This is a genomic window from Kordia zhangzhouensis (genome assembly GCF_001005305.1).
GTDB lineage: Bacteria > Bacteroidota > Bacteroidia > Flavobacteriales > Flavobacteriaceae > Kordia > Kordia zhangzhouensis.
Genome location: NZ_LBMH01000009.1, coordinates 113,142 through 139,087 on the forward strand (window position 1 = coordinate 113,142; position 25,946 = coordinate 139,087).

21 protein-coding genes are annotated in these 25,946 nt (G+C 34.4%); 11 read left to right on the plus strand and 10 right to left on the minus strand.

Going from position 1 to position 25,946, the window contains the following annotated elements:
* Positions 1–99: 99 nt before the first annotated feature.
* The 4 genes from AA088_RS13900 (at position 100) to AA088_RS13915 (ending at position 3,456) form a co-directional block, all read left to right on the plus strand.
* A complete protein-coding gene (locus tag AA088_RS13900; protein WP_046745626.1) occupies positions 100–972 on the plus strand; it encodes an alpha/beta hydrolase in 873 nt (290 codons plus the stop codon).
* Positions 973–1,145: 173 nt separating this feature from the next.
* Positions 1,146–2,111, plus strand: a complete 966-nt coding sequence (locus AA088_RS13905) for a retropepsin-like aspartic protease (protein WP_046745627.1) — start codon at positions 1,146–1,148, stop codon at positions 2,109–2,111.
* Complete coding sequence (locus AA088_RS17745) at positions 2,108–3,082, plus strand: hypothetical protein (protein ID WP_157547234.1); 975 nt, start codon at positions 2,108–2,110, stop codon at positions 3,080–3,082. Before AA088_RS13905 ends, AA088_RS17745 begins: the two co-directional genes overlap by 4 nt.
* 185 nt (positions 3,083–3,267) lie before the next feature.
* Positions 3,268–3,456: a hypothetical protein gene (locus AA088_RS13915; RefSeq protein WP_046745628.1), complete on the plus strand. Its 189-nt coding sequence runs from the start codon at positions 3,268–3,270 to the stop codon at positions 3,454–3,456.
* A 42-nt stretch (positions 3,457–3,498) separates the two neighbouring features.
* Here AA088_RS13915 and AA088_RS13920 read toward each other — a convergent pair whose 3' ends face one another.
* Entirely contained in the window at positions 3,499–5,838 is a 2,340-nt protein-coding gene (locus tag AA088_RS13920) for an ATP-dependent helicase (RefSeq protein WP_082106765.1), read from the minus strand.
* A 170-nt stretch (positions 5,839–6,008) separates the two neighbouring features.
* Here AA088_RS13920 and AA088_RS17750 point away from each other — a divergent pair, with 170 nt between their 5' ends.
* The 4 genes from AA088_RS17750 (at position 6,009) to AA088_RS13935 (ending at position 10,442) form a co-directional block, all read left to right on the plus strand.
* Positions 6,009–7,256, plus strand: coding sequence for a hypothetical protein (locus AA088_RS17750; RefSeq protein ID WP_052752912.1), 1,248 nt, complete (start codon positions 6,009–6,011; stop codon positions 7,254–7,256).
* 72 nt (positions 7,257–7,328) lie between these two features.
* Complete coding sequence (locus AA088_RS18415; protein WP_157547236.1) at positions 7,329–7,481, plus strand: hypothetical protein; 153 nt, start codon at positions 7,329–7,331, stop codon at positions 7,479–7,481.
* 125 nt (positions 7,482–7,606) lie between these two features.
* Entirely contained in the window at positions 7,607–8,875 is a 1,269-nt protein-coding gene (locus AA088_RS13930; RefSeq protein WP_082106771.1) for a M20 family metallopeptidase, read from the plus strand.
* Positions 8,876–8,882: 7 nt separating this feature from the next.
* Complete coding sequence (locus AA088_RS13935) at positions 8,883–10,442, plus strand: FMN-binding glutamate synthase family protein (protein ID WP_046745629.1); 1,560 nt, start codon at positions 8,883–8,885, stop codon at positions 10,440–10,442.
* A 34-nt stretch (positions 10,443–10,476) separates the two neighbouring features.
* Here the strand turns inward: AA088_RS13935 and AA088_RS13940 are convergent, their stop codons facing one another.
* The gene (locus tag AA088_RS13940) at positions 10,477–10,956 is read right to left on the minus strand and encodes a hypothetical protein (RefSeq protein ID WP_046745655.1); all 480 of its coding nucleotides are present in this window, start codon (positions 10,954–10,956) and stop codon (positions 10,477–10,479) included.
* Between the two features lie 148 nt (positions 10,957–11,104).
* Here AA088_RS13940 and AA088_RS13945 point away from each other — a divergent pair, with 148 nt between their 5' ends.
* Entirely contained in the window at positions 11,105–11,629 is a 525-nt protein-coding gene (locus AA088_RS13945; RefSeq protein WP_046745630.1) for a DUF7935 family protein, read from the plus strand.
* Here the strand turns inward: AA088_RS13945 and AA088_RS13950 are convergent.
* Positions 11,626–13,728, minus strand: coding sequence for a M1 family metallopeptidase (locus tag AA088_RS13950; protein ID WP_241483421.1), 2,103 nt, complete (start codon positions 13,726–13,728; stop codon positions 11,626–11,628). The two genes, AA088_RS13945 and AA088_RS13950, sit on opposite strands and share 4 nt — an antisense overlap.
* A gap of 296 nt (positions 13,729–14,024) precedes the next feature.
* Here AA088_RS13950 and AA088_RS13955 point away from each other — a divergent pair, with 296 nt between their 5' ends.
* Positions 14,025–14,843 (plus strand): hypothetical protein, encoded by an 819-nt coding sequence (locus AA088_RS13955; protein ID WP_046745632.1) that lies wholly within the window; start codon positions 14,025–14,027, stop codon positions 14,841–14,843.
* A 46-nt stretch (positions 14,844–14,889) separates the two neighbouring features.
* Here AA088_RS13955 and AA088_RS13960 read toward each other — a convergent pair whose 3' ends face one another.
* A complete protein-coding gene (locus tag AA088_RS13960; RefSeq protein WP_064972170.1) occupies positions 14,890–16,635 on the minus strand; it encodes a PQQ-dependent sugar dehydrogenase in 1,746 nt (581 codons plus the stop codon).
* Positions 16,636–16,655: 20 nt separating this feature from the next.
* On the minus strand, positions 16,656–18,953 hold the full coding sequence (locus tag AA088_RS13965) for a TonB-dependent receptor (RefSeq protein WP_052752913.1): 2,298 nt from the start codon (positions 18,951–18,953) through the stop codon (positions 16,656–16,658).
* 118 nt (positions 18,954–19,071) lie between these two features.
* Between AA088_RS13965 and AA088_RS13970 the strand changes: the two genes are divergently transcribed.
* On the plus strand, positions 19,072–20,592 hold the full coding sequence (locus AA088_RS13970) for a M20/M25/M40 family metallo-hydrolase (RefSeq protein ID WP_046745633.1): 1,521 nt from the start codon (positions 19,072–19,074) through the stop codon (positions 20,590–20,592).
* A gap of 96 nt (positions 20,593–20,688) precedes the next feature.
* On the opposite strand, the gene AA088_RS13975 is transcribed toward AA088_RS13970, so the two are convergent.
* From AA088_RS13975 to AA088_RS18740, 5 genes are all read right to left on the minus strand, one after another.
* The gene (locus tag AA088_RS13975) at positions 20,689–21,204 is read right to left on the minus strand and encodes a mycothiol transferase (RefSeq protein WP_046745634.1); all 516 of its coding nucleotides are present in this window, start codon (positions 21,202–21,204) and stop codon (positions 20,689–20,691) included.
* 152 nt (positions 21,205–21,356) lie between these two features.
* The gene (locus tag AA088_RS13980) at positions 21,357–21,563 is read right to left on the minus strand and encodes a hypothetical protein (RefSeq protein WP_046745635.1); all 207 of its coding nucleotides are present in this window, start codon (positions 21,561–21,563) and stop codon (positions 21,357–21,359) included.
* A 324-nt stretch (positions 21,564–21,887) separates the two neighbouring features.
* Positions 21,888–23,549: a MutS-related protein gene (locus AA088_RS13985; protein WP_046745636.1), complete on the minus strand. Its 1,662-nt coding sequence runs from the start codon at positions 23,547–23,549 to the stop codon at positions 21,888–21,890.
* A 270-nt stretch (positions 23,550–23,819) separates the two neighbouring features.
* The gene (locus AA088_RS13990; protein WP_046745637.1) at positions 23,820–25,187 is read right to left on the minus strand and encodes an NAD-dependent succinate-semialdehyde dehydrogenase; all 1,368 of its coding nucleotides are present in this window, start codon (positions 25,185–25,187) and stop codon (positions 23,820–23,822) included.
* Positions 25,188–25,496: 309 nt separating this feature from the next.
* Positions 25,497–25,589, minus strand: coding sequence for a thiamine pyrophosphate-dependent enzyme (locus AA088_RS18740; RefSeq protein WP_241483422.1), 93 nt, complete (start codon positions 25,587–25,589; stop codon positions 25,497–25,499).
* Between the last annotated feature and the right edge of the window lie 357 nt (positions 25,590–25,946).

Below are 25,946 nucleotides of genomic sequence, written 5' to 3' on the forward strand. Positions count from 1 at the left end.
CTTATGAATGTTTGTTTTGATTAAATTTTATAGAAACATTAAGAAAGCACTATACTATTTTTTACGAACTTACGTTCGCATTACAAAATACCGTTTATTATGAAACAATCGTTCCAAACTGTCGTAACATGTTTTTTGCTTTTTTTACATTTTTCGTGTAGTACAGAAGATTCAGATATACTTACTGCTCCCACTCCAAACAATCCATCAACCATTGTTGCAGAAACTTTTTTAAATGTTTCGTATGGTGCAGACACTGAACAAGTATATGACATTTATCTTCCTCAAAATAGAACTCTTGCCACCAAAGTAATGATTTTGGTACATGGCGGTGGATGGACAAGTGGTGATAAAGCTGATATGAACGAATTTGTTGAGTTGATACAACAAGATATGCCTGAATATGCAATTGTTAATATAAATTATCGTTTGGCAAACAGTACAACGTCTCCTTTTCCTATGCAATTGGATGATATTACTGCATTAATCAACGATTTGAAAACGAAGAATGAAAGTTATATTATTTCAGAAGAATATGCCTTTTTGGGTGTGAGTGCTGGTGGTCATTTATCATTATTATGGAGTTATGCATACGATACTTTTGGCGATGTAAATATGGTTGTCAGTATTGTGGGCCCTACAAACTTAACCGACGAAGCATATTTAAATAATCCCGATCCTACCATTCAAGCGTATATAGATTTACTCGGAACACAAGTAGTAACTACGTTTTTGGAAGGATTTAGTCCATATCATCAAGTAACGTCTGCTGCGCTACCAACAGCATTATTTTATGGTGGCCAAGATCCCTTAATTCCAAATTCGCAAGGAAGTGGATTAAGCAATCGATTGACAGCTCTGGGTGTAACACATGAGTTTACTTTTTATCCTGAAGAAGGACATGGTTGGACCGGTCAAAATGCAATAGACACTTGGAATAAAATTCAAGCATTTGCCGCAGTACATCATTGATAATTGGAAACTTCGTATTTGTTGTTAATTTATCATTTTATATAGATTTATAACGTTGGAAAGTTTACTATTAAGATTCTTAGCAAGGCTACATTTTGTTAAATTGTGTAAAAACTGCAACAAAATTAGGATTAAGTCGTCTATTACAATATATCATCAATCAAAAATGAACCATGAAAAAAGGCATTACCTTGGCAATGCTCATCCTTTATTCCGTAATTGCATTTGCGAGTAATGAAGAGCATCCTATCCAAATTTCATTTCCTAAAGCCGAATTTCTCAACGATTATACAGCTAGAATTCCTTTTAAAATTATAGATCAACTTATTGTAGTAGAAGCCGAATTTCTCAATCAAAAAGGTAATTTTATCATTGATACAGGCGCAGAACGATTGGTTTTAAATAAAGTTCATTTTCCCAAAGGATATTATTTAGGAAAAAAAAGAAACAATACTTCAGGAGTAACTCGCATCATTGACCAACCATACGAACGAAATCTTAGCGAATTCATTCTTCATAATTTCAATTTAAAAAATAAAAAATCAGATATTATTGATCTTTCTCATATCGAAAAGAGCAAAAAAATGCATTTATTGGGCATAATTGGGTATAATATTTTAAAAGAATATGAAGTTTTTATCGATTTGTATTTGAATCAAATTACGTTGTCTCGTGTCGACAAATACGGAGAACGTTTCGATAAAAAAGTCTACGCAGAAACCATCAACGATAGCATTCATTTTCAACTTAAAAAACATACGATTGTACTTACAGGTATTATTAATAAACAAGAAGTTCGCTTTGCATTAGATACAGGTGCAGAATTCAACCAATTAAATAAAAGTGTTCATACGAGAGTTCTTGAAAAATTTCGTCCCATTAAGCGATTATCTCTTGTAGGTGCTGGAAACAAAAAAATACGTGTCTTGGCAGGAAAATTGTATGACTTTCGTTTAAATGATAGTTTGGGCGTTGGACCAATGTACACTATAGTGACTAATTTGCGAAAAATGCGGGACGCTTATGGTACTTCCGTAGATGGTATTTTAGGGTATGAATTTTTAAAATACAAACGGACAATCATCAATTATCAAAAAGAAAAACTATATTTCATCAATTCGCCTATCTTTGAACCGTGAAAAACTATGTAGCACATATTATTTTCTTCTGTACATTGTGTTTTACAATGCAATTGCTTGCGCAAGACAAACAAACGCAAGGATATAGGATTGAAGGTGATGAAGTCATTTTTACTTTCGACAAGCGCGATTATAAAGAGGCAACACATGGCGAACTACAATATCGAAAATCATTGACAAAAGAAGAGTTGATTATTGAAAAAATCGCAGTAGCTGGTGAGTTTAATGATTGGGCTAACAATCAGTGGATTATGAAACAACTCGATGAAAATCGTTATGAATTTCGGAAAAAAATCACTGATTTTACAGATGAATTTTCTTGGGAGTTTAAGTTTGTAATCAATGAAAAATACTGGGCTGAACCTGAAGGTAATATTCGAAATTTGTCCGAAGCTAAGAATAGACATGGTAAAAACTTGCATGTTTACAACTTAAAAATGTACTCGGCATACATTTCAGAAGATGGAAACACTTCTTTTTATTTAAAAGGACATGAACATGCAGAAAAAGTAGTTTTAAGTGGTTCTTTCAACAAATGGGACGAGTCTTTATTTGAAATGAAAAAAACACAACAAGGTTGGCATGTAACGCTCCAATTGAAGCCTGGTGTGTATGAATATAAATTTATTGTTGATGGTAGATGGATTCATGATGAAGCAAACACTCATAAAACTCCTAATGAATTTGGAGAATACAACTCTGTTGTAGAAGTAAAAGCTTATCATACATTCAAATTACGTGGATTTATAAATGCTAAAACCGTATTACTTACAGGTAGTTTCAACGATTGGTCTGAAGAAGGGTTTGAAATGATTAAAACTCCTTACGGTTGGAAATATACAGTGCAGCTCTCTGGTGGCAAACACTTATACAAATTTATTGTTGATGGCGAATGGATTGTAGATCCTTCCAATCCTGTCAAAGAATATGATGGAGCTGGAAATATAAATTCAGTATGCATGGTACGCTAACCCTGTTTTTTTTACTTCCGATGAAAGCTCGTTTTCTCTCAAAGGAAAATGTATTTTTCAAGAATATAAATACTTAAAAATCAACACATAAACTTCTCGAATTTTATAAATACCGATTACCTTTACTATTTTTTTTGAGCGCTTATTCGTACTTTTAGTTACATGTTTAACTAAAACTTTTAATTATGAAAAAAAAGGATGTTAAAAATTTAAAATTGAACAAAAAGTCTGTTTCAAGTTTAAATGAAGATGCTATCAAAGGTGGAAACACAGGTTTGTGTACTGGCCTTGCAGGTTCTTGTTGGTGTAATGTAACAGTAACCGATTGTTGGCCATGTCCTGTTCCATCTCGTAGAGGATGTAACGACCAGTAAAACAAAAAAAACGAGCTTCGGCTCGTTTTCTTCTTTATACTTTTATTTTACAATCTCTAATTTAGCAAATCGTAATAATAATTTTTTAATTCCACCAACTTGAAATTGAATTTCCGCTTTCTTATCAGCTCCAACGCCTTCCAAGCGTAAAATTTCACCTCGTCCAAACCGTGAATGTTCAACAATAGTTCCTGGTGTAAGCTCTTCTTCTAAAATACTTCCACTTGCAGGTTCACTTGCTGATGTTTGTGGCTTTAGTTTTCGTAGTTTTCGAATTTGCTCAGGTGTTGGACTTCCAATAATAGGTGGACGACCCGATTTTGGTTTTTGTAAACGCAATTTGCTCTTATCTACTTCTCCAAAAATATCATTGTCAATTAAAGGTTTGAATCGATAATTCTCAATTGGAGTAATATAGTCTAAATATTTATCATCAATTTCTTCAATAAAACGACTTGGCTCTGCATCGACCAATTTTCCCCAGCGATAACGACTTTGTGTATATGTCAAGTATGCTTGTTTTTCAGCTCGTGTCAATGCTACATAAAATAATCTTCGCTCTTCCTCTAGCTCGCTTCTCGTATTCATACTCATTCCCGATGGAAACAAATCTTCTTCCATTCCTACAATATATACATACGGAAACTCCAATCCTTTTGCCAAGTGTATTGTCATAAGTGCTACACGATCATCATCTCCCTTGTCATTATCCATGTCTGTTGCCAACGCTACATCTTCTAAAAATTCTGCCAAAGCTCCTGTTGCATCTGCTACTTCTACTTGTCCTTCAACAAAATCTTTAATACCATTTAAAAGCTCTTCAATGTTTTCAATACGAGCAATTCCTTCGGGTGTACCATCTTTTTTTAGTTCTTGAACTAACCCCGTTTTTTTAGTAATATGTGACGTTAACTCAAATGCATTCGCTCCTTCATTCATGATTTGAAAGCTACGAATCATTGTTACAAAATTTTCTAATTTGGTCTTGGTACTCGAATTGATTTTTAGATCGATTCTTGAGATGTTTTCCATTACTTCAAACATAGATCGTCCGTAATGCTTTGCCGCTACCACTAACTTGTCAATCGTTGTTTGCCCGATTCCTCTAGCAGGATAATTGATGACACGTTTTAGACTTTCTTCATCCTTTGGATTAACAACCAATCGTAAATATGCCAATACATCTTTAATCTCTTTTCGCTGATAAAATGATAATCCTCCATAAATACGATATGGAATATCTCGTTTTCGCAAGGCATCTTCAATAGCTCTTGATTGTGCATTGGTTCGATACAACACTGAAAAGTCTCCATTATGCAATTGTTCTTGCATTTTTGTTTCAAAAATAGAGCTCGCTACAAAACGACCTTCTTCTCCGTCAGTTACACTGCGATGCACTTTAATTTTTCCGCCAGGATCGTTTGCTGTCCAAACTACTTTGTCTAAACGAGTTTTATTATGTTCAATAACTGAATTGGCAGCTTCAACTATATTTTTTGTAGAACGATAATTTTGCTCCAAACGGTACATAGAAACATCGTCATAATCTTTTTGAAAATTGAGAATATTATTGATGTTTGCACCACGAAAAGCATAAATACTTTGTGAATCATCTCCTACTACACAAATATTTTGATACCGATCTGCCAATGCCTTTACAATTAAATATTGTGAATGGTTGGTATCTTGATACTCATCTACTAAAATGTACCGAAAACGATCTTGATACTTAGCTAATACATCTGGAAATCGATTTAATAATTCGTTTGTACGTAATAACAAATCGTCAAAATCCATTGCGCCAGCCTTAAAACAACGATCTACATATTCTTTATAAATTTCACCCAAACGTGGACGCTTTGCCATAGCATCTGCTTCAACCAATTCAGGATTATTAAAATAGGCTCTAACAGTTATCAAGCTATTTTTAAAAGAAGAGATGCGTGATCGTACTTGTTTATACTTATACACATCTTTATCTAACTGCATTTCCTTAATGATTGAACGGATTAAACGCTCAGAATCTTGTGTGTCGTATATTGTAAAATTACTTGGATATCCTAGCCTATCAGCTTCAAAACGTAAAATTTTGGCAAAAATCGAGTGAAATGTTCCCATCCAAAGATTCTTGGCTTCACTTCCTCCAACAATACTAGCAATACGGCTCTTCATTTCACGAGCTGCTTTATTAGTAAATGTCAATGCTAAAATATTGAAAGCATCTACGCCTTGACTCATTAAATACGCAATGCGATACGTAAGTACTCTTGTTTTTCCTGAACCTGCACCTGCAATAACCATCAATGCTCCATCTTTATGAATAGTTGGGGCACGTTGAGCGTCATTAAGCTGCGCTATATAGTGTTGAATATCCTGCTCCATAATTAGTTCAAAAATAAAACACTCAACTCGCTATTACAACTGTTCTTTTTGAAAGTTTTACACTTTTTTATGTTTGTCATCTAAGCCAGAATATTCACAATTCAAAACACGTAGAAGTACGCACTATGAACTTTGATATATTTTTCTAATTTTAGAAAAATTTTTAATTCATGGGATATCCAAAAGAGATCTTACTTATTCGTCATGCCGAGAAACCAGCAGATAGTTCTAACGAAAATTTATCAATTAAAGGATACGAACGAGCCGCAGCACTTGCATATTATTTACCAGATACATTTGGCTCAATTGATCATATTTTTGCTGCTGGCGTGGGACATAAAAGTCATAGCAAACGTCCTATAGAAACCGTTACGCCTTTGGTCGAACGTTTGCAAAAAAAAATACACGATTCTTTTTTAAAATATCAGTATCAAGATATGATTAGCCATATTTTTGAAAATGACACTTATACTGATAGTGTGATTTTGATTGCATGGCAACATACCGATATTGAAGCGATTGCAACAGCTTTTGGTGCTCAAAATGTACCTTCTGCTAAATGGCCTGAAGACTGTTTTGATCTTGTTTGGCAACTATCGTACACAGGAAATGCGACTTATTCGCTTACGCAAACTCCACAATTATTGATGTACGGAGATACAAATACAAAAATTGAACAGACACAAACACTGAGCTTTTGTGAACAATTACAAACTGTTGATCCAAGAGAACTTTGTGGAACTCAACCTATGGTTCCTGCAGGAAACTTTCCAAATCAAGCCATGACATGTATATTTCAAGTTCCCAAAACTCATGTTCCAGACGGACTTACCGAACAATATATTTTTGTAGGAGCTGGCTACTTGCTATCTGAACAAGCTATTATAAATAATCAAATTGCAGCGGTTCTAAACGTTGCTTATGACGAAAATGATGCTGCTGATTTACAAATTCCTTTTTCAGATCCTCAAATTGACAAAAGAGAAGCGTTGCCTTTTCCCCTAGCTAATAATGAAAGTTATTTTCTTAACCAACTGAGTAAAATTGGATTGGTTGATGGAAATGAAAATGATATTATGACCTTAGTTGCTGCAGTACAAGAAGCAGATCAATTACTGAATTTCCCTTCTCCTGCTCAACAAAAAGCAGATGGAATGGTAAATTTCTATGCACAAGGAAATTTAGTAATTCATTGTCATGATGGAGGAAGTCGTTCCGTTACTGTAGCTGCTTTATATTTATATTATAAATACTTTGTGCAAACAGAAATTACTTTCCAACAAGTATATAAAAGTATTATTTGTTTGCGTTGGAATCATTCTGTAAATAACCATCCAACATTAGGAATATGTGAAAACGCATATGAAGTTTTACAAACTTTTGAAGCTTTATTCCCAGAACCAATCCGAAAAAAATAAATTACGGGATTCCCGTACTATAGTCTTTCTCATGTTTTCTAATTTTAAACAATTAACTTAAAATTATAAATCATGAAAAAACAAAATTTAAAAAACTTAAGTCTAAACAAAGTATCTATTTCTACTCTTGAAATTAATGGAGGATTAGCTCCGAGAAGAGGTGAATCTGAATTCAATACAGTATGTCCTATGTGTGAAACAGAGGATTGTCCAACTCAAAAATAATTTTTCTAAGAATTCTAAGAAAAAAGCTTTCAGATTCCTGAAAGCTTTTTTGTTGAGATAATATCTGCTAGAGAGAAAAAAAAATGAATATATTTGAGTATCCAAAATCTCCAACCAATAACATTATGAAGAAATTTCTATTCTCTTTCCTCTTTTTAACAACAGGAATTGTGCTGGCACAGCACGGACTTGAAAATGATATTAATGCTATCGAAGCAAAACTTATTGAATGGCGACGTGATTTTCATCAACATCCCGAATTATCCAATAGAGAATTTAAAACTGCTGAAAAAATTGCGGCCCACTTACGTTCATTAGGAATGGAAGTGCAAACCAATATTGCTAAAACAGGTGTTGTTGGTATATTAAGAGGCGATCAGCCGGGAAAAGTTGTAGCTCTGCGTGCAGATATTGATGCATTGCCTGTTACAGAACGTACCGATGTTCCTTTCAAATCTACAGTTCGCACAACTTTTAATGGTGTGGAAACAGGTGTCATGCATGCCTGTGGACATGATACACACACTGCAATTTTAATGGGTGTAGCAGAGATTTTTTCAAAACATAAAGACAAAATCAAAGGAACAATTAAATTTATTTTTCAACCTGCTGAAGAAGGTGCGCCTAAAGGAGAAGAAGGCGGTGCAGAATTGATGGTAAAAGAAGGTGTCCTTAAAAATCCTGAGGTAGACGTAATTTTTGGATTGCATATTAGTGCCGGATTCGACGTAGGCACTATCAGTTATAAAGCTGGTGGAATTATGGCTGCATCACAAAGTTTTGAAATTAAAGTAAAAGGAAAGCAAAGTCACGGATCTCGTCCTTGGACTAGTATTGATCCTATTGTAGCTAGTGCTAAAATTATTGATGGTTTGCAAACCATTATCAGTCGCGAATCAGAACTTACCAATGAAGGTGCTGTAATTACAGTAGGAAAAATAACTAGTGGTGTTCGTAGCAACATCATACCTGAAGAAGCAACAATGATTGGTACTATTCGTACTTTAGATTATGACATGCAAGCATTTATTAACAAACGAATGAAAGAAATGGTGCCTACCATAGCGAAAGCATATAGAGCCGAAGCCACCATCGAAATAGAAAAAGGATACCCGATTACATATAATGATCCACAGTTGACAGCACAAATGTTACCTTCTCTACAAAAAGCAGCAGGTTCTGAAAATGTAAAAGAAATTAAAGCCATTACTGGAGCTGAAGATTTTTCATTTTTTCAGAAAGAAGTGCCTGGTTTGTATTTCTTTTTAGGTGGAAAAACTATCGGGCAAGAGCCAACTTCACACCATACACCTGATTTTTATATTGACGAAAGTGGTATGAAACTAGGTGTAAAAGCATTTATTCAACTAACATTAGACTACTTAAATAATTAAGAAATAAATGGATGGATTCATAGAATTTCTGGGAAGCATCACTTGGTGGATGTGGATTTTAATTGTATTGGTTATCATTGCGATTAGAGATATTTTTCAAAGAAAACATATTATTATTCACAACTTTCCCGTTGTTGGGCATTTACGGTATCTTTTTGAAAGTATTGGTCCTGAAATTCGTCAATATTTTGTAGCAAACAATCGAGAAGAATTACCTTTTAACCGAATAGAACGTGGTTGGATTTATGCTTCCGCAAAAAAAGAAAATAATTATGAAGGCTTTGGTACTGATCGTGATATTTATGCGCATCACCATGTATTTATAAACAATGCAATGATGCCTTACCAAATAGCTAACGATCATCCCAATACTATTGATAATACCTTCTTGCCATGCGCTAAAGTAATGGGAGAGTTCAATAAGCGTAAGCGTCCGTATCGTCCAGCATCTATCATCAATGTTTCTGCTATGAGCTATGGATCTCTTTCTGCTAAAGCAGTAGAATCGATGAACAAAGGTGTACAAATGGCTAATGCCTATCATAATACAGGTGAAGGCGGATTGTCTCCCTATCATAGCAACGGCGGAGATGTGATATTTCATTTTGGAACAGGATACTTTGGTGTTCGAGCAAATGATGGCGGTTTTTCTATGGAAAAAATGATCAAATTGGTTCAAGACAATCCATTTATTCGAGCTATTGAGGTAAAACTTTCACAAGGAGCCAAACCTGGAAAAGGAGGCGTATTACCTGGTAAAAAAATATCCAAAGAAATTGCCGAAATCAGAGGTGTTGAAATGGGCAAAGATGTCTTATCTCCTCCCAACCATAAAGCTTTTTCCAACGTTCCAGAAATGGTTGATTTTATTGAAGCTATTGCAGAAGCTACTGGTTTGCCTGTAGGAATTAAAGCAGCCATTGGAAAACTAGAACAATGGGAAGAGTTGGCAGATATTATGAAAGCTACTGGCAAAGGACCTGATTTTATTACGGTAGATGGTGGCGAAGGAGGAACCGGAGCAGCTCCTCCAAGTTTTGCTGACCATGTATCGCTTCCATGGGTATACGGGTTTTCAGATTTGTACAAATTGTTTCAACAGAAAGGATTAACAGAACGCCTTGTATTTATAGGAAGTGGTAAATTAGGGTTTCCTGCCAAAGCAGCGATGGCATTTGCAATGGGTGTTGATTGTATTAATGTGGCACGTGAAGCCATGATGAGTATAGGTTGTATTCAAGCACAAGTATGTCATACCAATAGATGTCCTACAGGCATTGCAACACAAAGCAAATGGTTGCAAGCAGGTATTGATCCTACGTTAAAATCTGTTCGCTTGGCTCAGTATTTTAAAACGTTCCGAAAAGAATTTATTGAGATTACTCATGCTGCAGGACATGAACATCCTTGTCAATTTAACATGAATGATATTGAAGTTAATGTTGATGATCATAATCTATCTAAAGAGCTCGATGCTACCTATATGTACAAAAAAACACCCGTTCCATTTTCTGGAATGCAATCATTAAAAGATTGTCCGTACTTAGGTGGAAATGTCAAAAAGTAGAATAGTAGCTGTTTATGCACACATTTTTCCTTGATTAAAAACTCTCAAAATTTTCCAAAATATCGTGAAAATCATATTGTAAATCTTCATGAAGCAATGCAATTGCTTTTTTTGCCATAGCAAGTTGTCTTTGATATATATTGACGATTTGTGGGTTGTTTTTATGTGAAGACTTTAACGTTTGCAGTTGGGCGCAAAAATGTAACAGAATTTCCGCTTCTGTTTCTTTCTTTTTTGAGTAACGAATGTATTTTTTGAGCAAGCGGAGTATTTTTCGAATACCTTTTTTCACATAATAAACACTCGTACTATTTAATTGTGAAAAAGCTTCATTCGTTTCTTCTTTAATTGATTGAATGTAAGCATCTTCATCATTCGCTTCAAAAAGGATATAGGTTAAAAGTTCTTTATTTTCTTTCTTAAATTTTGAAAGCTTTAGGCAAATCTCAATGAGTTCATCTTGAGAATATAGCTGTAGTTCTTTTTTCAATACAGATACTGTAGCTGTCTTCATAAATTGAAATGATTTCGCTCTAATGTAAGTAATTAAGTTTAGTAATAAAAAATCACTTCTTAATTCTCCAAAAAAAGAGACAGTATACAATATATCTTTATTTGTCTAGTTAGGTAAAACGTAGTATGTTTGCTAAAATTGCTATTTTATGGAAGACAAAATTTTTGATTTGTTATTGTATACGATTCCCGCAATCATTACGGGTGGAATTGCGTATTTTTTCTTTAGAGATCACATGCAAAATGAAGATAGAAGAAGACGCTATTTGTTACATAAAGACGTGCAAAAAGAAGCGTTGCCATTACGATTACAAGCGTATGAACGATTGGCGTTATTTCTTGAACGTATAGCTCCTTCCAAATTATTAGTAAGAGTCGCTCCTACTTCAACAAGTAAAGAAGATTACGAACGCTTGTTGATATTAACTATTGAACAAGAATTTGATCATAATCTTACACAACAAATCTATATGAGCGATCAGTGTTGGAATATTATCATTACTTCCAAGAATGCTACCATTCAACTTATTCGAAAAGCAGGTATGTCTGAAAAGGTAACGAATGCTGATAAATTGCGTGAAGTTGTGTTGACTGAAATGATGGAAAGCGAATCACCAAGCAATACTGCCCTATCTTATATTAAAAAAGAAGTGGGCGAATTGTTGAATGTTTAAGATTTCATTCGCTTTTCTAAAAATTTTACCTCATTCACCGACAATATTTTTTGTACACGCACAAAGTTTTCCTTGTAGTCTGGATTTGCCAGCAATGTATCAAGCATATCTCTACAAAATTTGGCAAATCGCCAGTTGTGATGCATCGCACCATTGACTAAATCTGCTAGATTTTGATCTGTAAAAGCACGTAACTCGTTAATAAATACAAATGCATTCTGACGTACTTCAAAATGATTCTGCGGAAGCGTATAATTAGAAAGTTCCGTATAATATACAGGAGTATCATGTCCGCTATATCCTTTAGTGACAATAGCCAAAGTTAGCCACAAAATTCGAAAACTTCTATCGTGGAATCCGTAGCTATTTTTTGTTTGATCCAAATATTTTTTTCGTTCTAGAGGGAAGTTTACCCATAAGTTATAAAGAGCAGCTTCTTTGGTTACATATGAAGCATCTTGCAACAAGCTTTCATACTCTGTTTTTAACTCTAACGGAATTTGAGTTAAAGTTTCTGCAATAGCTTGTCGTACTTTTAAATGATTTATTTTAAATGCTTCCTTGTAAGCTCGTATGCGTTGAGAAGATGTGTCTTTTGGAATATTTTTTACAAGATTGATAATTACCTCATCTGCTACCGGATGTTGCGCTTTTACGAGCTCATTTTGTGATATTTCTATGATATTAGCAATCTTTTCAGAAATACGTGTTGTAGATTCTTTCTCAATACTCTTTCTAAATCCAGATACCTGTGCTGGTGCTGATTTTATACCTCCAAGATACGTATACATATTTTCGCTTTCCTTGGAATTTTGTGTTAATACATGCTCAAAACTGTAAAATTCGTCAGGTAATTGTGGGTTTACCAACCAAGTCTGCACAAATTCTGAAAGGTTTTGCCCGCTTTCTTTTTCTACCAATCTGATAAAATCGTTAGTTTCTGCACTTCCAAATTTGTACATATTCAAATAGCGTTGTACCGCTTTTTTAAACGCCTTCTCTCCTACTTTAGTTCGTAATACATGCAACGCCCATGCGCCTTTTTGGTAAAAAGTCAGGCTACTTGCACTTGGATTTAATAATGCTTCTCCTTTACCATTATTCAACGCTTTTAATTGCATTGCTGATACAAACAATTTCCAATGAAAGTAATCATTCCCAAAAAGTTCTTTTTCCGCTAATAGCGCATAATACGTAGCAAAACCTTCTTGCAACCAATGGTGTTTGCCGCTTTTTGCAGTAACTAAGTTTCCAAACCATTGATGTGCCAATTCGTGCGCGTTTATATTCACGTAGTTTTTATCTACAAACCCAATGCTATCTACTACAAAACTATCTGAAAAAATGGTTGTTCCTGTATTTTCCATACCTGCGTAGAGAAAGTCTTTCACGGGAATTTGCTTGTAATTTTGCCATGGATACGCTACGCCAATTTCGTCTTCTAAAAAGTCAAAAATTCGTTGGGTATAGCGATACGTAGGTTCAAATTTGGCTTCGTCTTCTGGATAATAGTACATTTCGATTGGAATACCACTTGTAGATTTCACTGTTTTCTTTTGGTATTTCCCAATTGCTAGTCCAACCAAATAACTACTCATTGGTTGTTTCATATAGTAGCGCCATTTAACCAAAGAGTCATTTACAACTTCTTTTTTGATTAATTTGCCATTTGCAATTACTTCATATTCTTTATTGAACGTAATTGTAAAATCGTATGCTATCTTGTCATTTACATCATCCAGACTCGGCAACCAATTGCTTGTATATTTTCCTTGTCCTTGTGTCCAAATTTGTTTGTTTCCTTCTTTTTCGTTCCAATCGATAAAATACATTGCTGTTTTGGGATTAGTAACCACAAAAAGAGATAGAGAATGTGTTTCTCCTTTTGTAAACTTTCCTTTAAAGATGAATTTATCTTCGGTTTGATAAAATTGTGCTTTGAAACTTTTCTTGACAATTTCTTGATGAACCACATTTTTTATATCTAGATAGATGGAATCTGTGTTTTGTAAAATTTCAAACTCATAGGTGATTCCTGCAGAAACACTTGTTTTTTGGGGGTGAATGGTCATATCTACCGACGCTTTTTTAAAATCCACGACATCGGTTTGTTGTGCAAATAAAAAATGAGTTGTGGCTAAAAAAATAAAAAAGAAATAATTCTTACACATACAGTTATATACTACTTTTTATGGTTTTCAAGGTATGATTTATTCAAAACAAAAAAAATTTTTTTAACATTCACCAAATGATTGCTTTTGAGTTAAGATTTTTTCTAAATGCGTTCGCTTTCATTGTTTCATAAACGAATTAACTCTGATTATTGTTGTATTTTTACAGCAAAGCCAATTACCACTATCTACGCCCAAAATACATGAAATTGCTTAAAAAATCAATGATCAAATTTTTAAAAAGTCGTGCTCGCTGGAATACTAAGATTCAAGCCAATGCAATGACCGACCAAGATGTTGAGTTGATTGTAAACACGTCTATTTTGGGTGAATTATGTTACGTTTTTCTCGATTGGAAAAAACCGCTACATTTCCAGTTTTTAGATACTGGAAACTTGATAGAAACTGCACCAACTATTTTTTTTGAGTATGTATGTTTGATTCGAAAATATGAACCTACTATATATCAAGAACTATATGAAGATGTTGTAGAAAAGTATGAACCGGTTTTAAAAGACATGTACAAAGAGAATTCGACACTCACTACTTTTTCATTGCTTTCACTACTTTCTGTATTAAAAAATAGAAAACGAAGAATGACAAAGAAAAAAATAATCCATTTTACTGAAGATCTTATTAAAGAACAACCCAAAGAAGCTGTTGAAGCTATTATCGATTTACTTTTTGTACAAACACTCTTTGGATTATATCACACCACTAAGTTAGCTAATGAATGTATAGAAGCATTGGAAGTTATTTTGCTCAAAGCAATCAAGGATTTTGATTTTTTATATGTGAGCAAATTGGTACGAGCTTTAGCATATATACAAGCGCCTCAATCAAAAATAATTAAAAAAGCTATTACGTTTCTTCTAGAATATACTCCAAGACGTATGAATTTGGTATTGGAAGTTATTACTGAAAATGGCAGACAAAAATTAGACGAAGATAGTGAAATGGTAAAGCTCAATAAAGAAATTATGATTGCCGTGTTGGAGTGGAAAACAGATTTTCGTTTGTACCGAGACCTAGGAAATATATAAAAAAAACCTCAGCAATACTGAGGTTTTTTTATGGTTTTAGTATACATTATTTTTCTTCTTTTTTTACATTTCGCACATCACTTGCTTGGTAAAAGTTCTCTGTAGTATTGCCCCACGAATTGGAAATATAATTCATTACATCAGCAATCTCTTTATCACTCAATCCTTGTGGCGACATGATGCCGCGGTATTTTTTACCATTGACTGTAATTTCGCCTTTTAATCCATATTTGATTGAATGAATACTTGCCACAACTTTATCTGTTAGCCAATTGGATTTTGCCAACGGTGGAAACGCATTTTTCACACCTTCACCATTACCCATATGACATTGTGCACAATATGTATTGTATAATGCTTTTCCGCGTTTTAAACTTTCTTCAACAGTCGCTTTATCAACCGATGATTGTTTGTCAAATTGTACAGCTGTGTCAGTTGTTGTGGTAGCTGTAGCGGTATTTTTGGCTTCTTCTTTGGTAATTTCTGCAGATTCTTTCGAAGCTTCTTCAATCATTTTTTTGTTTTCTTCATTTTTCTCAGTTTCTGCTATTTCCGTAGTAGTTTCTTGTTCTGTTTCTGTAGAAACATTATTGCTTGTTCCTGAAGTTGTTGTTTGAGTTTTGTTAGGAATCATTTTTAATACTCCTTTTCCATCTACTCCAACATAAATATATCCGTCAGGTCCTTGACGAACCGAACGAACACGACCAATTCCATCTAATAGTTTTTCTCTTCTTATAACTTTTTCTTCTGCCGAAAGTAATACCAATTCTAAGTACTGAAATTTTAAAGATCCAATCAATAAATGTCCTTTTAACTGCGGATATACATCACTTGTTACAAAAGCCATTCCGCTAGGAGCAATTGAAGGAACCCAATAATATAAAGGTTGTTGCATACCTTCTCGTTGCGTTTCATCAGTAATGGTTGTTCCGCTGTAATTAATACCATATGTAATCACTGGCCAACCATAGTTTACCCCTTTTTTAATCGGATTCAATTCATCTCCGCCTCTAGGTCCATGCTCATGTGTCCAAATTTCTCCTGTTTCAGGATGAATTGCCATGCCTTGTGGATTGCGATGTCCGTACGAATAAATAGCTTCTTTTGCCTCTTTTTGTCCCACAAAGGGATTGTCATTTGGTACACGCCCATCGTCGTGCAAACGATATATTTTTCCGCCATCGCGAGTGATATCTTGTGGGTTTTCATCACGCTTGCCACGATCTCCAATAGAAAAGTACAGATATCCTTCATTATCAAATGCGATACGAGAGCCAAAATGATGTGCTGTATTCACATTAGGGCTTCCTTGATATAATTTTTCAATTGATGTTAATGCATTATTCTTTAATTGAGCGCGCATCAATACTGTATGACTTCCACTATCTTGTTTGTCAACCAATGAGTAAGTCATATAAATCCAACCATTTTCAGGGTAGTTAGGATGTAGCATAACATCTAGTAACCCTCCTTGATTTTTAGCAAACACATCAGGTATATTTTTGATTGCTGTTTTTTGTCCATCTTTCACGCGATACAATGTTCCTGAACGTTCAGTTACTAACATACTTCCATCGGGAAGCCATGTCATTCCCCACGGAATATCTATACCATCAACAACCAATACAGCTTGGTATTCGTTTTGGTCTTTGGTAATTTCTTCTGTGGTTTGAATAGCTGTTGGCAAAATCTCAGAAGGTGTTTCCGTTTTTGCCACTTCTTTTTGCTTTTTCCCACAGGAATTTAAAAGAAGTAGAAATAAGATGAAGAAACTAATGGATTGTTTCATAATTAATAAGGTTAGGTTTTTTATAGTCTATATGTAAATTCAACACTTCCATACATATGTAAAGGAAGTCCTGGGTAAAAGTAGCGTGCAGTTGTATCACTCCCAAAGGCATTTACTTGTAACTGCGAAGCGTACTTTGTATTAAATATGTTGTTTGTTCCAAAAGAGATATCATATCCCAATTTACTTCCTAGCAGGTTTTGATATCCTATTTTACCACTCAGTAATTCATAAGCATCATTGTATACTGTATTTGCATCGTTGGCAGGCATTTTTCCAACAGCTTGAAAATCCAGTCGTCCATAAAATCCTTTTTGACTTGTAATTTCAACTCCTAAATTTACAACAGATTTTGGAACTCCTGTTAAGTCATTCCCAGAAAAATTAGCATCCGTTTCAGTAAAATCTTTGAATGAATAATTAGTAAGGCTAGCATTTATATATGAACTCATAGTATATTGGTGGTGCTGAAACCATATGTATTGTAACGCTACTTCTATTCCGTTATGTGTTGTTTTTCCTGCATTTAAGGTGATATTTTGATCCGTTTCCGTTCTACGATTTACCAACAAGTCACTTACTTTCATTGTGTATAAAGAAATTGCTCCTGACAGCTTCCTGTTATCCGTATGAAATCGGGCTCCAATTTCATAATTCCATCCGCGTTCTGCTTTAATTCTAGGATTAAAAACACCATCAGGAAGCAATGTTTCTGATGTTGTTGGTGTTGAAAAACCATGAGCTACCGTTGCAAAAAGATTCAAATTATTGTAAGCTTCATAATTCACGCCTAATTTGGGCGATAAAATTCCGTTGAATGTAAATTCTTTTTTTTCCTGTGTTGTAGACAGTAAATCCTTTACGGTATAAATTGTTCTATTAAGATGCATTCCTGCACTTATGGAAAGCTTTTTATAGGTGTATATTGCTTCTCCAAAGAGATTAAAATAGTTTCTATCTTCATCAAGGTTTGAGACAAGAGTCCCTGCAACACTTCCCGTTCCTTCTGGAAAGTCTTGGTACAAGTTTTCAAATTGTTTTGCTTTATAACCCTCAAAGAACAACTCGCCTCCAATAGTCCATTTTAAAGAGCTATTCGTATATTTTTTAAACGCTATTAAGCGTGTACGAATACCAAACGTAGTAGCTTCTTCTTTTAGAATGTTGAATGGGCGTGGTTCATAGTTATTTTTTAAACTTGTAAAAACGCTCGTTTTTTGTGTATAAGTTTCGTTATAATCATGCTTCCAGTTAACACCTAAAAGGGTGTGTGTTGCATCTTCAAATCCCTGTGCTTGTTGCCAACTAGTAGCCGCACTCTGTGGGTTATTTTCAAAATCTTCACGACGCAATGAACTAGGAATAAAAGCTTTTAAACTGGTATAATTTCCTATAAAAGTCAATTCATTTGTATCATTTACCAACCAATTTGACGTAAGTGTTACAGAAGCTTTGTCTAACGAATTGTTATCTCGATAGCCATCAGAATGCGTGTTGCTATACGTCACATTCATATGCGCTGTAGTACCTCCATGCGCTACTTGGGCAATTGTTTTGAACACTCCAAAACTTCCTACAGAAGTATATAATTTAGCTCTTGTTTCTTGAAACCTTGCATATTCAGGATACCAGAGGATTGTTCCTCCCAAACCCACTCCATAACTACTAGATGCTGGTCCTTTATGAATTTCCATTCGAGAAATTGTTGCCAATTCCAAATCTTCAATAGCAGATTCTCCATTACCATCTGTTAGAGGAATATCTGCATAATATGCTCTAATATTGGCAGTGCCAAATGGACTACGTGCTCCAATTCCTCTAATCGTAATTCGATTGGTATTCAACGAACCACTTTGCATAAATACACCAGGCACTCTATTCAAAATTGGAGCCAATTGTAATGTATTTTCACTATTTATTTCTCGTTTTGAGACAATACTTACTGCATCCGTTGCTTCTTTGAGTCTTTGTTCAATGGTAATACCATTAATCATTACAACATCTAATGCCTCTCCTTTGGGTAGTAAAGCAATACGATTGTTGGATGTTATTGAAAAAGTGATTTGCTGCGTATCATATCCGTTATGGGAAACCTCTACTATATCATTTTCGTTTGAAATATGTATGGAAAAAACACCTTTTTTATTGGTTTGCACACGATTGTTGGTAGTTACATTGAATACTGTAGCCTCATTAATTGGAATCTGTGTAGCGGCATCAATTACAATTCCTTTTAGTATGTGTTGTGCTAGCATACTATTCATAGCTGCCAATAAGACGATAAAGAAAAGTATGGCTTGTGTAGGTTTTGTTGACACGTATGCGTTTTTAAAAACTTAAAAATACGGATAATAATGAATGCCGTATAATTTGTTTTGGTTAAATTGTGCTTAGATATAAGTTCTCATCTTCTATATTTTTAAAATTACTATGTATATGAAAGTTTTCTCAAAACATATGTTGGGTTGTTTTTTCTTTTTTGTGGTTCATGCGATAGCTGCACAAACCAATTGGGACCGCAAAATAGAAACAGCACTTCCCGAAATTTTAAAAAAACATCGCGAATTGGTAAGTATCCCCAATGTATCGTCCAATACGGCAGATATGATGAAAAATGTAGCTTGGATTACTGACGCATTTACAAATATTGATTTTAAAGTTTCCTTATTAGAAACGACAACATTACCTGTAGTGCTAGCCGAAAAAACAGTCAATCCTAAAGCCAAAACAATCCTTTTTTACTTGCACTTAGATGGTCAAGCAGTCAATCCACACAAGTGGAATCAAGAAAATCCTTTTCAACCTGTATTAAAAGCTCAAGATGCTAAAGGCAGTTGGCAACCGTTAGACTGGTCGAAAATTGAAGGTACAATAGATCCTGAATGGCGTGTTTTTGGGCGTGCTGCCGCAGATGATAAAGCACCAATTATTATGTTATTAGCTGCTTTAGAATTTATGAAACATGCTTCTCAAGAACTTTCCTATAATGTGAAAATTATTTTTGATCTTCAAGAAGAAACACGTTCGGAAGGTTTTTTAAGTACGCTGGAAACTTATAAAAATAACTATGCCGCCGATTATATGATTATTATGGATGGCCCTGCTCACCCTTCCAATGTGCCTACACTTACCTTTGGCTGTCGTGGAGTGGCTACATGTAATATTACACTGTATGGAGCAAAACTACCGCAACACAGTGGGCATTATGGAAATTATGCGCCCAATCCTGTATTTGCTATGTCACACTTACTTGCTAGTATGAAAGATACAAGCGGGAAAGTCAGTATTGCTAATTTTTACGAAGGCATACCCTTAGATACAGTCACGCAGAATTTATTGGCACGTGTTCCTGACAATGAGGAAGCTATTAAAAAAAGTCTTGGTATAGCTCAGTCGGATGCTGTAGGCGCTACATACCAAGAATCTTTACAATATCCTTCTTTAAACGTACGTCATATAGAAACTTCATGGAAAGGGCCTGGATTAAAAACTATTATCCCTGAAGTTGTGACTGCCTATTTAGATATTCGTCTTGTAAAAGAAACAGATGGCGCAGCACAATTAGAAAAGATTAAAAAACATATTGCTTCGCAAGGGTATTTTATTTTAGACCGTACTCCTACCGATGCTGAACGCTTACTTCATGAAAAGATTGCAACAGTAACTTCTAATCCAGGAATCAATGCATTTCGTACGGAGGTTCACTCTCCTATTGGAATTCAACTTCGCAAAGCACTTACAGATGCTTTTGGAACTTCTCCAGTTATTATTCGTACCATGGGTGGAACTGTTCCTATTACGCCCGCCATTCAAGTATTAGATATTCCGGCAATTATTGTACCTATGGTAAATATGGACAACAATCAACACAACCCGAACGAGAACATTCGTATTGGCAACATTTCACAGGGAATTAAGATGTGTTTGGCAATTTTAGCTATGAAGCTTGAGGATTAGCTTGTTGGCTTACTACGCAGATGGTTAAATGTACTTTGCTTTTGGAAGAATAACATCTCTTTCAAAGAAAAAAAGACAAGTAATATCAATTACTTTTTACTTAGGCAATCTTTTTAAGATTAATTTGATTTGACCTTGATGACAAAGTTCATCATGAATAATATGCTTAAGTTCATAGTGATGGTTTACTAAAAGTTGTTGGTTAGAAACAAAAACTTTTTCTTCTAACCAATTGTCATCTCGCTTTTTAATTTCTGTTAGCGTTGTATTTCTAACTTCCTTCAATGTGTCAACATAATACTGTAAAGGATTACTATCAATACATCTTTTATCCATATTGAAAGGAAAAGCGCCTCCAAACTTTATAATTTCTTGTTCTGAAAAAGGTCTATCAAAAAAATAGTTCAATTGAAATTTGAGTTCTAAGGCAGCAATATGAAGAAGTAAAGTCCCAATACTATTACTTTGATCATCAAAATTATAATCTAGAGATTGTATTGATAACCCTTGAGTTAATCGAAAGGTTTCATTTCTTACTGCTATCATTTCTGAGATTAAGTATCCTAATTGAAGACTGTAATCTTCATGAGATTTTATTTCTTTACTAACCACTACTATTTTTGCTAAAATGATTTATTTTCTGAAAATGACCAATTCACCGAAAGTGCATAAAAACTGATATTCAAAAGAATAAAATTTAATACATCTAAAGTATGTTTTGTATTCTCGCAACGAATTGGCCTTTTTTCTAACGTTTTTAGATACTATTGAGTATTTGGTCCAGACCAAGGACATTTATAATCGTGTGAATGACAATCATGTGTCTTAAAGCAAATCCAGTCAGAGTAAGGACATGTAGGATCTTCTGAAATACTATTTACTAGCCCATTATCACCTCCAACGATTTTCTTTTGGTTCAACTTAGAAACAACTTGCTTGTTTAAGTTTAATTTAAAATTGTTTTTACTCATAATTTCTATGATTTTAAGTTAATAACCATCAATGATACCTGTTTTTAAGTTCAAATCATATAAGAGGTTCTTCAGATTTATGAATTCAGAGTAATTTATACACGCTTTTATGAAACCATTAATAATGAGGATGTTCTTGCATAAATTCACTTGTCACTTTCAAATCTTCAAGCAAAAAAATTGGCTTTAGAATCTCAGTTATGTTACCCTTTTTTGAAACTATCATTCCTGTACAAGTGGAAATCTTTCCTAGAGAAAAGTTGAGTTCGCTGTATGATTATTATAAGAGTCCAAACGAAGTTCTACTTTTTTTTTGGTGTTTTCTTATAAGTTGATTTGCGTGTTCCTCGTTAGGTATATTTTATCCAATTTTTTGGAAATTTCAATAGCTTCTTGCACTATACTTTCAGGATAATCGTTAATTTCAAGTATTCTTATAGCATTTCTAGTGGTGAGTCTTCCTTCTTTTAGTTTATAATCAAATCCTACCGTAGCATCTTGTATCGTTTCACTAAAGTGATACAATTCATAGGTATCAGATAACATGTCTGTGAGTTCGATATCGTGAGTAGACACTAAAATTTTATTATTATTCTTAGCAAATGCTGATAACACCGACTTTCCTGCAGAAATACGTTCTATTGTATTGGTTCCTTTAAACATTTCATCCAATAAAAATAGATTTTTCCCTGTATTACTTTCCTGTAGCATTTTTTTGATAGTCAATACTTCTTCAAAATAATAGCTTTTATCATTCATCAAATCATCATTAATTCTAATAGCGGAAAACACGCTAAGTAACGGAAAGCTCATAGATTGGGCAAAACAAGTATTGATGGTGGTTCCTGCTATAACATTAAGTCCAATAGCCCGAATAAAAGAAGTTTTTCCAGACATGTTGGAACCCGTAAGAAGTATAGATTTTTCTCCTATTTTTATATCATTGGTTGTACAGTTTACAATTAACGGATGATAAACTGCCTCTGCATTGATTTCATTACCATCATTGATAACTGGTAAACAAAACGTGTTGAGTCCGTTTCTTAACGATGCGATAGAGACTAACATATCTACATGCCCTACAAACTTATACACATTTTCTATTTGATTTCTTTTAGAATCCAATCTTCGCAAGACACCAAACAACAATAAAGGTTCTACTAAAAACAGGGTTTTGAATATCTCGAAAATAAACCAAAATATAATTTCAAACTCGCCTTGCAATCTGGCTTCTAGTTGAAAAAAAGACATTCTACTTTTTACTTCATTTAAGATACGAAGCGACGTTCCTAATGATGGATTTAGTTGTTTTAACAACGAATTTGAAAATAGTTGTGAAGCCACATTATTAAGTTTCAATAACTGAGTAATAGACCCAACATATTGTGCCAAATTCCGTTTGTTCCAATAATGAAGTACAAAGTTTACTACAAACGTACCTATTAAAACAATAAAAAATATAGGATTAAAAAACGAAAGAATTAATGACGTCAGACTTATTAAAGAGAGTAATTTTATGGCAAAAAACCATTTTGGAGGAGTTATATGATCTTGTTGAAAAAGCGTCGCAATATGGTATGCATCTTTATTATTTAATTTTTCGAGCTTTTTTTGAATGTCAATTCGGAGTTTAGCGTCTTGAGAAAGTGTATGTATAATTTCCTCGTTTAGCTTTGTTTGAGGAGAATCAACCTTTATCGTTCGAAGTGTGTCATACAAATATTGCTGTCCTACTTTTGAATGCGTTCGATCTAGAAACATAAAAAATGTTTCAAAATCCAAATCGTTACAAGTCCTGTCTGATATTACTTGATATGCTTCAGAATGGTCTTTATTTCTAAAATATTTCTCAATAGCATCAAAGTCAAAAGAAGTTTCTTTAAGTTTTCCAAATGATGCTTGCAATCGTTTTGTTATTTCCTTTTTTCTGCGAAAAGGGAAGTTAGAAAATAGGTATCTTATTTGAAATAATATGTCTTTTATCATGAAGCCATTAGTATGGGAACGTTATACAAATGTTACAATTTATTAATTTTTTACATGTAACCATGTTCTCAATTCAATTGAATAGCTTTTACTGTATTCTTATTTAAAATCAAAACCAGTCAATACTTTTCATTTTTTCATGCTAAAAAACACTGTACTTAAAGAGAACGTTTCTGCTTTTTTTAACCTTACATTTTATCACTATGCAGCTACATTTCTTTAAAATTCAGCGTTGTGAATCAACTATTTAAAATGAATTCTTAGTTTTTTTTATTCAATCCAGATTGATTTGGTATTGGTAAACTCACGAATTCCATACCCTGATAATTCACGTCCGTAACCACTATTTTTAATTCCTCCAAATGGCAATCGCGGATCCGAAACAACGAGCTTATTTACAAAACTACTTCCTGCTTCCAATTGCAATGCAATTCGCTCTCCTCGTTCCCTGTTGCTTGTAATCACACCAGAACCCAATCCGAAATTAGAATTGTTTGCCAACTCAATGGCATGTGCTTCGTCTTTTGCTTTGATTACTGATGCCACAGGACCAAACAATTCGTTATCAAAACCTTCCATTCCAGGTGTTACTTCTGCTAAGATTGTAGCTGGATAGTACGCGCCTTTTTGTTTCGGTACACTTCCTCCTATTACCAAACGAGCTCCTTGTGAAACTGTTTTTTGTACCTGTTCGTGCAATTCGTCACGTAAGTCTATACGTGCTAACGGTCCGTAATAGGTGTCTTCATCCGTTGGTTTCCCCATTTTCTTCGATTGCATTTTTTCGGTAAACTTTGTCAAAAATTCATCATATACTTCTTCTACAACCACAAATCGTTTGGCAGCAATACAGGTTTGTCCGTTGTTTTGCAAGCGTCCAAAGGTTGCTAAATCAGTTGCGTCTTCAATGTTGGCATCTTCTAAAATGATGTATGCATCACTTCCTCCCAACTCCATGACCGTTTTTTTTAAATTTTCGCCTGCAATTGCTGCAACAGAACGACCTGCGGGCTCGCTTCCCGTTAAAGTAACTGCTTTTACGTGTTTGTGCTCTATCACTTCTTTTACACTATCAGAATTGATATTCAAATTTGCAAAAACACCTTGGGGAAATCCTGCTTCTTCTATCATTTCTTCGAGCTTAAAAGCACATCCTTGTACATTTGATGCATGTTTTAATACACAGGTATTTCCTGCCATCAATGCCGGTGCCGCAAAACGAATTACCTGATAAAACGGAAAATTCCAAGGCATTACAGCTAGTAATACACCTAAAGGTTGAAATGTTACATAACTTTTCTTTGCTTCCGTTTCTACGGAAGTATTTGCCAATAATGAAGCGGCATTATCAGCATAGTAACGGCAAATTCGAGCACATTTTTCTACTTCGCCTCGTGATTGCGCAATAGTTTTCCCCATTTCTTCCGTAGCCAATTGAGCATATACTTCTGTTTTTTCTTCAAAAAGATCTGCAAGTGTATGCATGAGTTTGGCACGATCTTCAAAGCTGCGAGTTCTCCAAGATAAAAAGGCTTCGTGTGCTTTATCTACTTTCTCTTTGGCTGCTTCAGGATGCATTCGGTTATAAGAAGCAATGATTTCTTCCGTAGCTGGATTTATAGTTTGTATGGTACTCATTGTGTTATTTTTTTATTTTTCAGCGTATTCTTTTAGTAAATGTTCAGTATTTCATGATTTAGTGAATAATCTACCGCAAGATTAATCAAATGTACGCCTTCCATTTGTAATGCAGTTTCTAGCTCATGAATAAAGTCGGAAACCGGTTTGGAACGGTGGCCTGTAACCCCCCAAATTTTTGGTATATTTTACAAAGTCAGGATTGTTAAAGTCAAGACTATCCTTGTTCAAGTTTTCTTTTTCTTGTTTTCTTTAAATCATTCCATACATATTGTCGTTTAAGATAATGACGACTCGATTGAGGTTTAATCATACCGCCGTTTCTAATTCTTGTGAGTTCATCATAAATTCGCCATCTCCATTAACAGAAACTACTTTTTGATCTGGATATAATTCGCTCACAAAGATACTTCCTTTTTTATTTGGTTATTGACTGCATCCGTTTTATCATTAGCTTGATTAATCATATTTTTTTTAATACCCTTTGTACTCTCATTCTAGAAATGCATCAATATAAAACGGCTTTCAATCAGTTATAAAATGGTCTTTAGCCCGCTACAAGCTCCCTATATTCAGTTCTAACCTTATATGTACCCCTCAATAAACCCATTACAGTCGGTTATTAACCATCTATAATCGGTTCTACAATGGGTAGTACCCCCTCAAAGAACCCCTTGTATTCGGTTTTGAACCCCTTATTTGGGGTCATACAACCAATTATATTCGGTTCGGAACCGATTCGAACCACTTCCCTAACCC

Excerpts from the sequence above, each read along its gene's own strand:
- AA088_RS13900 (WP_046745626.1), top strand. The coding sequence starts at position 100 with ATGAAACAATCGTTCCAAACTGTCGTAACATGTTTTTTGCTTTTTTTA.
- AA088_RS13905 (WP_046745627.1), top strand. The coding sequence starts at position 1,146 with ATGAAAAAAGGCATTACCTTGGCAATGCTCATCCTTTATTCCGTAATT.
- AA088_RS13915 (WP_046745628.1), top strand. The coding sequence starts at position 3,268 with ATGAAAAAAAAGGATGTTAAAAATTTAAAATTGAACAAAAAGTCTGTT.
- AA088_RS13920 (WP_082106765.1), bottom strand. The coding sequence starts at position 5,838 with ATGGAGCAGGATATTCAACACTATATAGCGCAGCTTAATGACGCTCAA.
- AA088_RS17750 (WP_052752912.1), top strand. The coding sequence starts at position 6,009 with ATGGGATATCCAAAAGAGATCTTACTTATTCGTCATGCCGAGAAACCA.
- AA088_RS18415 (WP_157547236.1), top strand. The coding sequence starts at position 7,329 with ATGAAAAAACAAAATTTAAAAAACTTAAGTCTAAACAAAGTATCTATT.
- AA088_RS13930 (WP_082106771.1), top strand. The coding sequence starts at position 7,607 with ATGAAGAAATTTCTATTCTCTTTCCTCTTTTTAACAACAGGAATTGTG.
- AA088_RS13935 (WP_046745629.1), top strand. The coding sequence starts at position 8,883 with ATGGATGGATTCATAGAATTTCTGGGAAGCATCACTTGGTGGATGTGG.
- AA088_RS13940 (WP_046745655.1), bottom strand. The coding sequence starts at position 10,956 with ATGAAGACAGCTACAGTATCTGTATTGAAAAAAGAACTACAGCTATAT.
- AA088_RS13945 (WP_046745630.1), top strand. The coding sequence starts at position 11,105 with ATGGAAGACAAAATTTTTGATTTGTTATTGTATACGATTCCCGCAATC.
- AA088_RS13955 (WP_046745632.1), top strand. The coding sequence starts at position 14,025 with ATGATCAAATTTTTAAAAAGTCGTGCTCGCTGGAATACTAAGATTCAA.
- AA088_RS13960 (WP_064972170.1), bottom strand. The coding sequence starts at position 16,635 with ATGAAACAATCCATTAGTTTCTTCATCTTATTTCTACTTCTTTTAAAT.
- AA088_RS13970 (WP_046745633.1), top strand. The coding sequence starts at position 19,072 with ATGAAAGTTTTCTCAAAACATATGTTGGGTTGTTTTTTCTTTTTTGTG.
- AA088_RS13980 (WP_046745635.1), bottom strand. The coding sequence starts at position 21,563 with ATGAGTAAAAACAATTTTAAATTAAACTTAAACAAGCAAGTTGTTTCT.
- AA088_RS13985 (WP_046745636.1), bottom strand. The coding sequence starts at position 23,549 with ATGATAAAAGACATATTATTTCAAATAAGATACCTATTTTCTAACTTC.
- AA088_RS13990 (WP_046745637.1), bottom strand. The coding sequence starts at position 25,187 with ATGAGTACCATACAAACTATAAATCCAGCTACGGAAGAAATCATTGCT.